Source organism: Thiomicrorhabdus xiamenensis (genome assembly GCF_013282625.1).
Lineage (GTDB): Bacteria > Pseudomonadota > Gammaproteobacteria > Thiomicrospirales > Thiomicrospiraceae > Thiomicrorhabdus > Thiomicrorhabdus xiamenensis.
This window is the reverse complement of sequence record NZ_CP054020.1, coordinates 553,088-566,891: the sequence shown is the minus strand read 5'-3', so window position 1 is coordinate 566,891 and position 13,804 is coordinate 553,088. Positions and strand designations below refer to the sequence as shown.

At 44.9% G+C, this 13,804-nt stretch carries 13 protein-coding genes; all 13 read right to left on the bottom strand.

Annotated features, from left to right (window positions below; translation table 11 throughout):
• Position 1: 1 nt before the first annotated feature.
• Positions 2-862: an HlyC/CorC family transporter gene (locus tag HQN79_RS02680; RefSeq protein ID WP_173284154.1), complete on the bottom strand. Its 861-nt coding sequence runs from the start codon at positions 860-862 to the stop codon at positions 2-4.
• Positions 863-907: 45 nt separating this feature from the next.
• Positions 908-1,387 carry an rRNA maturation RNase YbeY gene (ybeY, locus tag HQN79_RS02675; RefSeq protein WP_173284153.1) on the bottom strand — a complete coding sequence of 160 codons (480 nt, stop codon included), beginning with the start codon at positions 1,385-1,387 and terminating at the stop codon, positions 908-910.
• Between the two features lie 55 nt (positions 1,388-1,442).
• On the bottom strand, positions 1,443-2,447 hold the full coding sequence (locus tag HQN79_RS02670; RefSeq protein WP_173284152.1) for a PhoH family protein: 1,005 nt from the start codon (positions 2,445-2,447) through the stop codon (positions 1,443-1,445).
• A 118-nt stretch (positions 2,448-2,565) separates the two neighbouring features.
• On the bottom strand, positions 2,566-3,993 hold the full coding sequence (miaB, locus tag HQN79_RS02665; protein WP_173284151.1) for a tRNA (N6-isopentenyl adenosine(37)-C2)-methylthiotransferase MiaB: 1,428 nt from the start codon (positions 3,991-3,993) through the stop codon (positions 2,566-2,568).
• A 209-nt stretch (positions 3,994-4,202) separates the two neighbouring features.
• Complete coding sequence (locus tag HQN79_RS02660; RefSeq protein WP_202984503.1) at positions 4,203-4,832, bottom strand: prepilin-type N-terminal cleavage/methylation domain-containing protein; 630 nt, start codon at positions 4,830-4,832, stop codon at positions 4,203-4,205.
• A gap of 226 nt (positions 4,833-5,058) precedes the next feature.
• On the bottom strand, positions 5,059-6,138 hold the full coding sequence (locus HQN79_RS02655; RefSeq protein ID WP_173284150.1) for an ATP-binding protein: 1,080 nt from the start codon (positions 6,136-6,138) through the stop codon (positions 5,059-5,061).
• Positions 6,139-6,175: 37 nt separating this feature from the next.
• On the bottom strand, positions 6,176-6,793 hold the full coding sequence (locus tag HQN79_RS02650; RefSeq protein ID WP_173284149.1) for a response regulator: 618 nt from the start codon (positions 6,791-6,793) through the stop codon (positions 6,176-6,178).
• 72 nt (positions 6,794-6,865) lie between these two features.
• Positions 6,866-8,464 carry a type II secretion system protein gene (locus tag HQN79_RS02645; protein WP_173284148.1) on the bottom strand — a complete coding sequence of 533 codons (1,599 nt, stop codon included), beginning with the start codon at positions 8,462-8,464 and terminating at the stop codon, positions 6,866-6,868.
• The gene (locus HQN79_RS02640) at positions 8,461-9,303 is read right to left on the bottom strand and encodes a type II secretion system protein (protein WP_173284147.1); all 843 of its coding nucleotides are present in this window, start codon (positions 9,301-9,303) and stop codon (positions 8,461-8,463) included. Before HQN79_RS02640 ends, HQN79_RS02645 begins: the two co-directional genes overlap by 4 nt.
• Entirely contained in the window at positions 9,300-10,277 is a 978-nt protein-coding gene (locus tag HQN79_RS02635; RefSeq protein ID WP_173284146.1) for a hypothetical protein, read from the bottom strand. Before HQN79_RS02635 ends, HQN79_RS02640 begins: the two co-directional genes overlap by 4 nt.
• 167 nt (positions 10,278-10,444) lie before the next feature.
• A complete protein-coding gene (locus tag HQN79_RS02630; RefSeq protein WP_173284145.1) occupies positions 10,445-11,326 on the bottom strand; it encodes a type II secretion system protein in 882 nt (293 codons plus the stop codon).
• Positions 11,319-12,110 (bottom strand): hypothetical protein, encoded by a 792-nt coding sequence (locus HQN79_RS02625; protein ID WP_173284144.1) that lies wholly within the window; start codon positions 12,108-12,110, stop codon positions 11,319-11,321. Before HQN79_RS02625 ends, HQN79_RS02630 begins: the two co-directional genes overlap by 8 nt.
• Positions 12,111-12,688: 578 nt before the next feature.
• Entirely contained in the window at positions 12,689-13,735 is a 1,047-nt protein-coding gene (locus HQN79_RS02620; protein WP_173284143.1) for a porin, read from the bottom strand.
• Positions 13,736-13,804: the final 69 nt, after the last annotated feature.

Here is a 13,804-nt window from a genome sequence, read left to right as displayed (position 1 = left end):
TCTATATCGCCTGTTCGACCGCCTGCTCTGCCTCATCCTCTTTCAGCGGACGGACTTCGAACAGTTCGGCTCGACGTTCGCTGGCCTTGGTGACGCGAATCACCAGCTTATCGACAACAAATTCTTCATCAACAGCCGGAACATGTCCGAACTGAACGGCCATATACCCCCCCAGAGTTTCCGACAGATCTTCATCGATATCCAGATTGAAGAAACCGTTAAACTCGTCCAGTGGCGTAATCGCATTCACCGAATAGATTTCGCCGGCACGTTTCTGGATATTGTCGTTCTCTTCTTCATCGTGCTCGTCTTCAATGTCGCCGACAATCTGCTCGATAACGTCTTCAATGGTGACCAGGCCGGCCAATTCACCATATTCATCAACCACCAGAGCCATATGATTACGACTCTCTTTAAAATCCCTCAGCAGCACGTTCAAACGCTTGCTTTCCGGAACAAAGACCGGCTCACGGTAAATCGCCTGCAAATCTTCCTTACTTTGCAACTGCCCCTTAACCACGGCACGAAAAACGTCCTTGGCCAATAGAATTCCGACAATTTTGGTATCTTCGATAACCGGATAACGCGAGTGCGAACTTTCCAGCATCTCTTCCAGAATCTCGTCCAGAGGCTCGGTTGCATCGATCAATTCAATCTGCGGACGCGGAACCATAATATCGCGCACACGCGCTTCCGAGACCTGCAGTACGCCCTGAATCATCAACAGTGCGTCGGCATCAATAATCCCTTCATTGTGAGCCTCTCTAAGAGACTCAACCAAATCTTCTCGACTCTCCGGTTCGTCCGAAAATACTTTCCCAAGACGCTCTAACCACGAAGAGCCGCTACTACTGTCACTCATTTACTAATTTTCACCTTTAGTGATTTTAATTCTTTAACCAGCCGGTCAGGAATTATCCTGCTCGTAAGGATCCGCATAACCGAGGCGCTGCATAATTTCCTTTTCCAGAGACTCCATCTCTTCGGCATCTCGTTCTTCTATATGGTCATACCCCTGCAAATGCAAGGTGCCGTGAACAATCATATGCGCCCAGTGCGCTTCAAGCGGCTTACCCTGTTCGTGAGCTTCTTTCTCGACAACCTCAGCACAGATCACCAGATCGCCTAAATAAGGCAGCTCTTCGCCCAATTCCAAAAGCCCGGGAGGCTGCTCAAAAGGGAAAGACAAAACATTGGTCGACTTATCCTTGCCGCGATAATCACGATTTAAATCCTGACTTTCCTGCGGGTCGACAATACGGACAACCATCTCAACTTCCTGATAGGCAAGATCGTCCTGCAAAGAGATACCCACCCACTTCTTACACTGTTCCAGAGTCGGTATACTCTGCGGCTCTATAGCCCACTGAAGATCAATATCCAACATCGCTGCCCCCAAGCTGCTGACCACAAAAAAATTCGATTCAAACAGACAAACCGTGTTACTTAGCTACACCAGTTTGCTCTTTGGCCGCCTCCTTGCGGCGCGCCTCTTTACGGTCATATCGATCGTAAGCATGCACAATTTTCTGAACCAGACGATGACGTACAACATCCTGAGCCTGATAAAAGGTGAAACCGATCCCTTCAACCCCTTCCAGCACTTCAATGACATGCCGCAAACCGGACTTCTGATTACGCGGCAGGTCACACTGCGTGATATCGCCGGTAATCACCGCCGTCGAACCGAAACCGATTCGCGTCAAAAACATTTTCATCTGTTCCGTCGTAGTATTTTGCGCTTCGTCGAGGATAATGAAGGACTCGTTCAGTGTTCGCCCGCGCATAAACGCCAAGGGTGCCACCTCAATCACATTCTTTTCCAGCAGCCGTTCGACTGTTTCGAAGCCCATCATCTCGAACAAGGCATCGAACAGCGGGCGCAGATACGGATCCACTTTCTGACTTAGATCACCCGGCAAAAACCCGAGCTTCTCACCGGCTTCGACCGCCGGACGAGTCAATACGATTCGTCGCACCTTTTCATTTTCCAGCGCTTCAACCGCGCAGGCGACCGCCAGATAGGTCTTACCGGTTCCTGCCGGGCCGATTCCGAAATTTACATCATGCTGCTGAATCGATTCGATATAGTCGGCCTGATTTTTATTGCGCGTCTTGATCGTTTTGCGGCGGGTTTTAACCAGCACCTGCTCTGCATCCAGCGCCTGAGCCTGATCATGTCCGTGTTCATGCAAAACCAGATGCACCTTCTCCGGCAACAATGTCTCCTCGGCTGTCATGGCAAAAAGTTCACGAACAACCTCTTCCGCTTTATGTACTCGATCCGCCAAACCGGTTATCGAAACCAGAAAGCCGTGCAGATTGATCTCAACTCCTAAGCGCAATTCAACCTGATCGAAATGCTCGTTGTGCCAGCCACAAAGATTCTGTAGCCGCTCATTATCTTCTGGTTCTAAACGAAACTGAATAGTATGCAGTGCTGACAAGGATTCGCCTCTTGTTTTAGCGCCAACGAAGATGCCGCTTGCGGAAAAGAAAGAGCGCCCGAAACGGGCGCCTTATTATGTTTATTTAATACAGTTTTCAATGAATTTACAAGGCAATTTATAAAGCATGATATTGCGGAGCGGAAAATTTATCCGCCTCCGGCGTCGCTACTATCTCGCCTTTCAGGGAATTGGTATAAGCCTCGACGATTTTAACATCGATAAACTGACCGATCAGATCCGGAGAACCTTCCACATTCACCACGCGATTATTCTCGGTTCGACCGGCAATTTCGGTAAAAGAATTTCGCGACAGACGCTCGACCAAAATTCGCTGCACAGTACCGACCATTGATTCGGAAATCGCCTGAGTCTGCTTGTTTAACTGCTCCTGCAAATGATATAAACGACGTTTTTTCTTATCCATCGGTTCTTCATCCGGATAGGCTGCTGCAGGCGTTCCCGGACGTGCCGAGTAGATAAAACTGAAAGAGCGGTCGTAATTCATTTCCTCGACCAGTTTTAACGTCTCTTTAAAGTCATCACAAGTCTCTCCAGGGAAACCGACAATAAAATCACCCGACAGGCTCAAATTGGGACGAAGTGCACGGATTTTACGAATAGTCGACTTATATTCGATCGCCATATGGTTACGTTTCATCATCGCCAAAACCCGATCCGAACCGGACTGAATCGGCAAGTGCAAATGTGAAACCAACTCCGGTACCTCGGCATAACAATCAATCAGAGATTGCGACATCTCATTCGGATGCGAGGTGGTATAACGGATACGGTCAATTCCTTCGACAGCACGCACAGCATGAATCAAGACCGCTAAATCGGCAATCTCACCATCCGGCATTTCACCACGGTAAGCATTAACATTCTGCCCCAGAAGATTGATTTCACGCACACCTTGCTCGGCCAGCGAACGAATTTCATGCATCACATCTTCAAACGGACGACTGACTTCTTCACCGCGCGTATAAGGCACAACACAGAAGGTACAGTATTTGGAACAGCCTTCCATCACCGACACCATTGCCGAAACCCCATTTACTTCCGGCTCGGGCAAGTTGTCGAATTTCTCGATCTCCGGGAAAGAAATATCAATCACCGCTTTTTTCTTTTTAATCGACTCGTCGCCGCGCATGGCCAAGGCTTGATCAATCATCGCCGGAAGACGATGCAAGGTCTGCGGTCCGAAAATCACATCCACACTTGGTGCTCGCTGACGGATTACCTCACCCTCTTGAGAGGCGACACAACCACCTACTCCGATAATGCGATTCGGCTTTTTCGCCTTCCATTTAGACCAACGTCCCAGTTCTGAGAACACCTTCTCCTGAGCCTTTTCACGCACCGAGCAGGTATTCATCAACACCACATCAGCGTCATCCGGATCTTCAACCAGCTGCAAACCATAGGTTTTTTCCAACAGACTCGCCATTTTGTCAGAATCATATTCATTCATCTGACAGCCGTAGGTAATCACATAAAGGCCGCCATCAAAAGGCCCTTTATTGGCAGAAGAAGATTGTGACATGGAAAAATCTCGCGTTAAAGCACCTGCAATACACCGAAACACATACCGGCTGAAGCTAGGTCACTGAAATTACTATAAAATTTAAGGGCGCATATTCTAACACAGAGTCAGAACAGAAAGAAAAGGAATAGACTGCATAGAAGTTGAACTGATTTTCGAACGGGAAATAAAAAACCCGCCGAAGCGGGTTTTTTACTTTCAATTATTTATTACATTTCCAAACAAGCATGACTTGGAGTAGTTGTTGGAGTTGCACTTGGATTAGTGATAACAATACCTGTTGTTCCCTCACCATCATCCAACTTAATATCCATACCAGTCACAATCTCTGCTGATGTATCCGTTGTAAGCGTAATACAGATATAGTTTTTGTTAGTTTTTAGTCCGATATTCCCTCCCATAAGAGCAGGAACAGCAGTCCCTCCACCTTGACCAGCAGTCCACGCACCACCTTCATCAATTTCTGGAATAGGATTCACGCCTTTTAAGAATCCTTGATCATAAAGCTCGGAGAAGAATAAGTTATCACCGATAGCTGGAACATCAGTGGAACTAGAAATATCATCTTGAATAATAGTACCATTAAGAGTGCTATCTGTTGGGGTCGTAGAGCGTGCAGATCCAGGGTAAAAGCCCATACGATCACGATACGCATAAGCCGATGCTTGAAGTGATTTCAAAGCATCTGTATCAGATTTAATTTTTGCCGAGTTAATCATTTCCTGCCCTTTCAGTACACCACCTAAAAGCAGACCGATAATAACCAGTACGATTGCGATTTCAACCAGCGTGAAACCTTTTTGCGCATGGCGCTGAGCTTTCATGTTTTTCACATCCATCTCTCTGTTCCTTTTTATTTATAAACTTTAAAAGTTTGGGTTTAAGCTTTATTAAAAGTTAAAACAATTCAATCTTTAAAGCGTTAAGACCTTATGACTAATTAAACACACTCGTTCTCTAGAAAACAAGCCTATTCGCGCGCATATTCTTTAAAAATTAACTTCAATTAAGACCATACCCACTTTTTTTAAAAAGCATTAACCCTGTTAAGTAAACAGAGATTACCTATTCAAATGTTTTAGGCATCAAAAGGTTAAAGCCGAAGTGCTGACTGCTTTGCTGGAAGTGAATTTCACCATCAATTTTTTTCAGTAATTCTCGGGCCAGAAAAAGCCCCAATCCCAGACCACTTTCACTGGTCGTCCAAAAGGGTTCAAACATTCTTTCCGGCTGCAAAACCACTCCGGGAATTTTGCGACTATGGATTTGAATCTCTACTTTATTCGGTTGAGGATTTGCGCTCAGATAAATCGTCAATTCACTATCGACATTATGATCACGAAAATTACCGAGAACGTTTTTCAACACCTCGATCAGCAGGTCACGATTCAATATAACTTCCGCTTCACCGAGCACCTTACAGTTCAGTGAATACATCTGCACCACTTCTTGCACGGCCTCTTTAAGAGAAAAGGCCATTATCTCGTCATGGCTAAACGAAGGGTTTTTCATGCTTTGAATGGTTTTTTGTGCCCTATCCGCCATAACCGGCAGTGTTTTTTTCAACCTGTCGGCCAATCGAATCTTATCTTCATCCTTATCGATTTTGGTTACCTGAGAGCTGAGCAAGTCAATGAACTGGGCAATATTTTTGATTTCATGCTGAACGAAGAGTTGATAACGCTCCAACCGTTTCTGCGTGGAAGATACCTGATCTTCTTTGAGAATGACGTCCCTCTCAAGAATACTGAAAAAAGTCTCCAGGACAAGATTTGCTAGAGAACCGCTACGGGCAGTCTGACGGCTAAGCTGTAAGACAATATCCAAAGACATATCGCCGTGATGAATCTGATGAAAAAGTTGTACCGACTTCTTAGTCGGAACACCGCCCAGCTGGATAGTCTTTTCTTCACCAAACCAATACACCTTGGCAACAACCTGATAAACCCCTATCCGGTGAAGCACCGACCAGGCTCGGCGAAAAAAAAGTAGCGTATCGAGATCAACTTCTTGATTGAACTGATGCAGCTCGGTTAAGGATTGACTTAATAAACGGGTACGACGGATATAGTAGAACCCTATAGCCGTCGTAACAAGAATGATCAGTGCCAGAACAAGGGCACTGGAAAGTTCAAAAATGGACACTTAAACTATTCTGAATAGCAACATTTACAGACCGGGACTATTCGTATTCCGGACGTTCAATATTGTATTTTTTAATCAAATAATAGACATTTTCACGCTTCAAGCCTAGACGACGGGCGGACTCATGTACATTAAAATTGGTATCCGCAAGGATTTGACGCAGCATTTTTTCTTCCGCTTGATTACGCACCGGCTTCACTCCCTCACCCATAGGTGCGTTAATCTGCATTTTCTGAATCCCTTCATCTGCTCTAAGCTTCTGATTCTGTTCGTAAAAAAGCACCGCTCGTTTTACCGCCAAAACCAATGCGGATTCGGAGATGGGCTTTTCAAGGAAATCGAACGCCCCTTCCTTAAGCACTTCATATGAAGTCGCCTTAGCGTCCTGACCGGTCAAAACAATTACCAGAGTCATCGGATGATAAATCCCGATCCAATTCAAAACATCGACACCTTCCTTGGTGGTATGTTCATTCGGCGGCATCCCCATATCCAGAACAACAATAGGGTATTCGTAATTTTCAAACGCCTCTTTGGCACTTTGCTGGGATTCCGCTTCATCGACGTCATAACCTTCGGCCTCAAGCGCAAAAGCAACCATCCCGCGCAACGCCGGATCATCATCAACCAAAAGAACTTTTAATGGCTCACTCACCCTATTTCACTCCAATTCACACACTCTTTACGGGTAAATAGTTTACCGCCTTATCAGTCTCTTGCAAGATTTTTAATCTTTTATTTGAATCGCACTGAAATTGCGGAAAACGCCGACATCATCGGAGGCGTCTTCATTAATTAACGCTTCAAAGTCCGCAACACTCATTCCTTCAACTTCCAAGGTGTTATTTCCAGACTCACCGTCAACAAGCGCATTGGCACCGAAGCTGAGATTATCCACTGTTGCCGTAAAACGCATAGTGTCGTTACCATCACCCATGACAATCTCACCATCCATGGTATTGCCGTGGAATGTCAAAGTATCGTTATCACTCTCTTTGTTATCCTTACCACCCGAGGAAACCAAAGCACCATCTGAAATAGTGCCGTAAATATCAATGGTATCGTTACCGTCCCCGGCATCGAACAGGCCGCTGACACCGCCTTCAATCAGAGCAATATCCGAACCGATCCCCATGGTCACCACACCGATAATTGATCCTTCGACCGTCAAGCGGTCATCACCTTCATTCAAGTCCGCATTACCTCCTTCAACAACGCTACCTTCAAGGTAAAGTCGGTCATCACCGTCTTTCAGGTTAACAACCGCAGACAGGTCGCCCGCTTCAATCGGATCACCGTTTGCATCCAGAAGAACATTACCTTCCTCATCCTGTTTGGCACCAATATAGAATGAATTATCTTCCCCGGTTCCCACGTTCAAGTCATTGGCATTATCAACATTTCGCAGATAAATAACCTCATAACCGCCATAATCAGGCCCCTCGTTTTCCAAGGTAAAACCGCTTAAGCGGTCAAGTACCTGCTGCTTGATCTCGTAGGCGGAAATGGTAGCGATCTGATCATCATACTCGTCATCATCGAAATATTGTTTTAACAGGAACATGTCGCCATTACAGTTCTCAAAATCCTTTGCACTCCAATTCAGACCATTACAACTTGAAAGCGAAATGCCCCCTGACCCGTTTTCGTTAAAAGCAACAATAACAGCCGGAATATCCTCTACCTCAATTTCGTCCGCCGTAGGCGCTATACAGTCCGGAGCCGACTTTTTACAGACAGTATAGTTTTTACCTGCTGTACCATCCACCTTGTCAGTTGGTCGAGTATCCAAACCAAAAAACGGCAACGTAATACTGATTCTTGCTGTTGATGGTTTATTATCATTCGCATCAGTGGTAATCAACTGATTGGCGAAGTAGCTCGGTTCATATTTCCCATACATTTCTTCCTTCACGGAACCTTCGATAGAAACCATCTCCGTATACTGAGTCACGTCTCGCGTCACACCGTACGCAAAAACATTGCCATAATCGTCACTGGCATCAGCACGAGCACGACCGATATCATCATATGGCACCCAACCCTCAGCTCCTGCGCAAGTTCCGTCAGCGTTACGGTTTTCCCGTCCATCCGGGTTGGCGTCCGTATCCGGACACGGCATATAGAAATTGACCATGACATAATCGAGCATGGCGCGCTTAGTCAATTTCAGGTTATTCATAGTATGATTTTGCTTGGCATTATCAAGATAAGCACCCAGAGTCGTAATCCCTGCACCAAATACCAGACCGACAATTAATAAAACAATGGCGATTTCAACTAAAGTGAAACCAGAATATTTTCGATAAGATGTGGGAATATTCATTTGAATCTCCTTGAAGCAATCACTGCTTTTTTAGCCTGGTCCAGGGTAATGGGAATGACATAATCTCTGTCCAAGCCGATCGTTGTCTTGACGAATGTCGTGTTAGTACCGTCACAATTTTCCTGCTCATTCGCAGACAGCGAACCAGGACATTGCTTATTTGCCGCATTGTAATAATAAGCCTCGTCTCCATTCGCTCCCCAAGAAATCGCTACAGCAACTACGTTGGAATCCTCAATATCCCCGTTATCGGCCGTCACCGTCAAGGCATCATTAGCAGGAGGCGTATAGATTGAGAAATATGGAGGATAATCCCCATTCACAGTCGCTGCATCCCACGAACCTCCATTACAAAGCGCAGAATCTGGTGTCGCATCACATACAACTTCATTTGTGCTGGTACATATCTTAAGATCCGTAGAATCAATCGCACCGGAAACGCCAAACACACTGGCAGCATGACAAACTTGATTGGTATAACCCGCTGGATTAGCCGCAGAAGAGATAATTCTGTAAAAATACAAATTCCCCCACGCATCCCACTCTTTGATACCTAATTCATTATAAGGCAAACCACCCTCTGCACTGCTACAGACCAGGCCATTAAATTCCTCATAACCGTCATCATCTGTATCCGGACATGGAAGTCGTGAATTTACTGCAAGAAAGGTTTCCAAAGCATCCTGAACTTTCTGGCTTTCATAAATCTGCTGCACGCGATGATCGGTATCAAAAACCAGCTTAAAAACAGTGTTAAAAGACATGATCAATATCCCTAACACTACCAGCGCGATCGCCATTTCAAGCAGCGAAAATCCTTTAATTAAACGCTTATTCATGGGCATATCGAACTCCATTCATACCAACCTTTCGGAGATTCTTCCCAATAGAACCAACTCGGCTCTAACTTCCAGATATCCACATTTTTTGTTCCATCATATCCGGTATAAACCGGATCCGTATTACCGTCACCATCATTATCGATATAGTTATCGTAATCATTGGTGTATTTGGCGTTTTCTCGGCAAATACGGCGCGCAAACAGCTGAAGCCAGTCCTGTTCATAACTGATCGCAACGAGTTTATCCGTTCTCGGGTCATCGGTATCCATCACCTTATTCAGTCCCGATACCGGATCTGCCGGATAGCGGAAATCGGTACCATCAACATAAAAATCACTGGCAACGCCATCACTACCCAAATCAATCACAACAGCGATAAATCCATCTGCACCGTTCAAGGACAAAGCGCCGACTCCGACACCCGCATTATCAGGATCGATAGGATCTTCGATTTTAATCGGCGTCAAAGGAACATAGAGACCAGTCTCATTTATTGGCGTCAACGGATCATCTCCGTAATCCCTACTTGGAAAAACGTACCGCTTATCAACGTAATACAAATACCGTCCCTCTTCGGCAAAAGCAAAAAACGGCTTTACAGGAGCGGCAGGATTAACTGGGTCATAGGCTAAACGAGGTAGAACTCCACTCAGCATCATACCGCCACCACCAGCACTGCAGCCGTCCACCCAATCAGCAATTCCATCCCCCCCTGTACCGTCAGCATTATCCGGACAAGGAAAGTATCCCGGACCCAAAGGAGGCTTGACTCCGTTAGTCCCTGCACTAACATCGACACCGTAGTAAAGTTCAGGTGTCAGCAAAGCAAACTGCAGCAGACGCTGTTTGGCTGCCCTTATTTCGATAAAATCTTTCTCAATCGCCTTATTTTTGAAATTCCCAATAATGGTTCCTTGCTTGGAAGACAGCCATAAACCTGCAATTATGGCAATAACCACAACAAACAACATAACCGCAATTCCCGACTGCCTTTTTGCGACGGGCTTCGTGGAACTTTGGGAAGAGAATAGAGACATACTTAATCCGTTCAGGCTTAATTTCCTTACATCAAGTATAGTCTATTAGGGCGAAAAGCTAAATATTCGAAAACTTATCATACTTTAAGTTTTCGACTTTTTTACTCGAAGGCGTGCCGTTTTATCAACGCCATTTTTGCCTGATTAACGGTAATCCACTGCAGGTAATCCTTACCCTTTCCAGAAGGAAAATAAACAAAATCTCTATCAGAATCACAGTTTTCCAATTCTTCAGAAGAAACTCCGCCACAGCTGACAGAATTCACCGCGTCACCATTCGCTCCCCAAGAAATCACAACGGCAACCACACCCTCTTCCACTTTAACACCGTTCGGATCATATACATTCAGGTTAAACGCACCGGTTCTCGTACCATATGGCGGAGTATTAAGATGAAAATATGGCGCCAGGTAAGAAGAATCAATGTGAGCGAAAGGTTGCGGCCTTGGATCAAGCGTGTTAGTACATGCCTCATCGCAGACATCATTGCAATTTGAACTCCCGGAAATGTCCGCACAATAGAAATTATTCGACGACGGGCACAACCACAGATCCTCAAGTCCTCGCACACCCTGACTTCCAAAAACGCTCGCCGGTTGACACGCCTGATTAACATATGCAGCGCTTTGAGCTCTCTGATGAACTCGATAGTAATAAGAGTGACCCCAAGCATCCGTACCCGGGCTATTAAAATCCAGAAAAGGTAACAAACCCTCTCGAGCGCGACAAACGGATACACCAGACAACATTTGTCGATCTTCCCGGCCATCGCCGTCAATATCCGGACAAGGTAAATACAAGTTAACGCGCAGATAAGCATCAATACTCTCTTGAAGCGCACGCTGATTTCGCGCCTCCTTGCGCGGCGCCGTTGCATCAGCGTCAAATTTAAAAACCTTGGCAACAAATACCGTCAACAAGGACAATATCAACAACGCTACACTCAACTCAACCAGAGAAAATCCTTGATTACGCTTAGTCATGGCACTGTTGCCTCCAATCAGCCCCTACCGCATTGGTCAGCGGCTGATAAGCATTCATCCAGTGCGGTAAAAGAGGATCAATTTCCGTATATTTTGGACCAACACCATTAAGACGCGAGAGCTGACGACAACTACGAATTTGCATCAACCTTTTCCATTCGCTAAAAGTGACTCCGACAACCCTGTCATCCGTCTCGCTGTAAACAAGTCCATTCGACTGGTTTACAAAATAGTGATCACCATTTGCATTTTCCGCCGACAAACCATCTGATCCCGCATCAATAATCAAAAACACATATCCGCCGACACCATTTAAATTTAACCTCGGCATTTCCCCAGTCTCAAACACCTGCGGATTCAAAGGCGCAAAACGCATTACGCCGTTGTTTACATAATTGGGATTCTGGAAACTGAAACGTTCATCAAGAACATAATAAAAACGCTGTGCAGGGGCGAAATAAAATTCGCGGCTACTGATTTTCTGCGGAACAAACCCCATACAGTACCCCGTCCCATTACAATTTTCAGCGCCTGAATTATTGAGTGGGTCAGGCACAAAACCTGTCTGATCAGGGTAAGCGGACAGTGGCAAATAAGGGTTTCCACACGTTGTTTCCGCACCCAATAAAAAACCATCTCCATCCAGATCAGGACATGGAAAATAGCCAATAGAAGGAATATTGGCAGCATCCTGCAGCTGAGAAGCGCTATTGGTTTGGTAAATTTCCGGATGTAAAACGGCAAAGTTCAGCAAACGTTGTTTTACATGTTCCAGTTGATTCATTTGCGACTGCAATTGCTGCGATTCAAAATAACTGCTTAAACTGGAAAATCGACTGCTGACCCACAATGACGCGACCAAAGCGAGAATCGTTAGTAGTAATAAAACACTATAACCCTGCTGTCTAGTTACACCACACACAACCAACGCCTTATATATGTAAAAAAAACACATATGTATTTATAGCATGGGCAACAGGCAATCATCAAGTACTTATGTATTCATTTATAAAAACTAAAGAGCATTTAACACATTTATAAACGCGATAAAGATAATAACAAGTTAATTAATAAAGCACGTAAATACTCTGCGGAAACACAACAATTTCAAAATAAAGCTTATTAAAACTACTGTGGTAACGATGGTTCATTAAGAAACGCAAACAGGGTGAAAAATTATTTCGCGCGAAAGTAACGAACAAAGTAACGATCAATGAATAAAGAAATAAAAACAGGTAGGGCAACTGAGACAGAATTGAAGGGAGAATATACAATAAAAACAAAAAAACCCGCATAGCGAGCTATACAGGTTTCTTTCAAGCTAATTCAAACTGGCTTAGACTAACCAAGCCAGTATTTAAATTAAAACTTGTGAACAATACCTACAACAGTAGAAGTCACTTCATCATTAGATGCGCCGTCTGTTACTGCTGCCTGCATGTTTTCATCAGAGTTCATATACTCGATGTAAGCCTTGGTTTTCTTACCTAGAGAATAATCAAGACCAATCGCATAAGCGGTCCCATCATCAGCTCCAGGATGATCGAAATCACTTGTCGAGTACTTCAACTTAGGCATAAATTTCCCCATTTTATACCCTACCTGAGCCTGAATATTCGTACCATCTTCGTCAGTTTCTTTAAACTCTTGCCATGCAAGGTTTGCGATCAGGCCGGCAGCAGCGTACTGTGCAGAGATACGCAGCTCAGTAGCATCATCCATTCCCGCTGCACCAGGATCACCTAATTTTTCAATATTATAATTATTGTAGGCCGCAGACAAGTACAAACCTTCCTTCTTAGAACCGTACATCAGAGCGATAGAGTAAGCATCATCAAGGTTCGCTTCTTCAGTATTCGAATCTACCACTTCTAAGTTTTGATCAAGATCCATATCAGGCGAAACACCCGCTGCAACAAGAGAAATCCCTGCAAAAGTCGGTGAAACATAAGCAAGAACATTAGCTGCGCGAACTTCCCCGCCAGCCTCGCCAACACCCAGACCACCGGTGATTGCTGGTTTACCCATATCCGCAACACCATCATTGAAAAGGTCTTTCGCTTGAGACATTTTCAATGGCGTATCATGTCGACCAAGAAGAACCGTACCAAAACCACCGGCAAGACCCACAACTGCATTACGAGCACTTAGAGATTCAGATGCCGTTGCTCCCTTACCACCAGCAATATCAACCCCCCACTCAAGGTGATAAACGGCTTTAAGGCCATTACCTAGATCTTCAGAACCTTTAACACCAACGCGAGAAGCGTAAGAGTTAACAGTAGTCCCTTTATCAGTAGTATTTTCGATACCAGCGTTTAGTTGACCGAAAAGAGTAGGCGCGTCAGCCATAGCTACAGGAGCTGCAACTGCAGAAGCAATTGCTAGAGCAATAACATTCTTTTTCATTTTTAATCCTTTAAATAAAGTTGTGCAGGAGCACATATTTCATCTTATTCAACAGAAACTATAGACACT

What these genes read in the sequence shown, in the direction of transcription:
- HQN79_RS02680 (WP_173284154.1), bottom strand. Translation starts at nt 862, where the DNA reads ATGAGTGACAGTAGTAGCGGCTCTTCGTGGTTAGAGCGTCTTGGGAAA.
- miaB (WP_173284151.1), bottom strand. Translation starts at nt 3,993, where the DNA reads ATGTCACAATCTTCTTCTGCCAATAAAGGGCCTTTTGATGGCGGCCTT.
- HQN79_RS02645 (WP_173284148.1), bottom strand. Translation starts at nt 8,464, where the DNA reads ATGAATATTCCCACATCTTATCGAAAATATTCTGGTTTCACTTTAGTT.
- HQN79_RS02620 (WP_173284143.1), bottom strand. Translation starts at nt 13,735, where the DNA reads ATGAAAAAGAATGTTATTGCTCTAGCAATTGCTTCTGCAGTTGCAGCT.
- HQN79_RS02640 (WP_173284147.1), bottom strand. Translation starts at nt 9,303, where the DNA reads ATGAATAAGCGTTTAATTAAAGGATTTTCGCTGCTTGAAATGGCGATC.
- HQN79_RS02660 (WP_202984503.1), bottom strand. Translation starts at nt 4,832, where the DNA reads ATGGATGTGAAAAACATGAAAGCTCAGCGCCATGCGCAAAAAGGTTTC.
- HQN79_RS02635 (WP_173284146.1), bottom strand. Translation starts at nt 10,277, where the DNA reads ATGTTGTTTGTTGTGGTTATTGCCATAATTGCAGGTTTATGGCTGTCT.
- HQN79_RS02630 (WP_173284145.1), bottom strand. Translation starts at nt 11,326, where the DNA reads ATGACTAAGCGTAATCAAGGATTTTCTCTGGTTGAGTTGAGTGTAGCG.
- HQN79_RS02625 (WP_173284144.1), bottom strand. Translation starts at nt 12,110, where the DNA reads ATGAATCAACTGGAACATGTAAAACAACGTTTGCTGAACTTTGCCGTT.
- ybeY (WP_173284153.1), bottom strand. Translation starts at nt 1,387, where the DNA reads ATGTTGGATATTGATCTTCAGTGGGCTATAGAGCCGCAGAGTATACCG.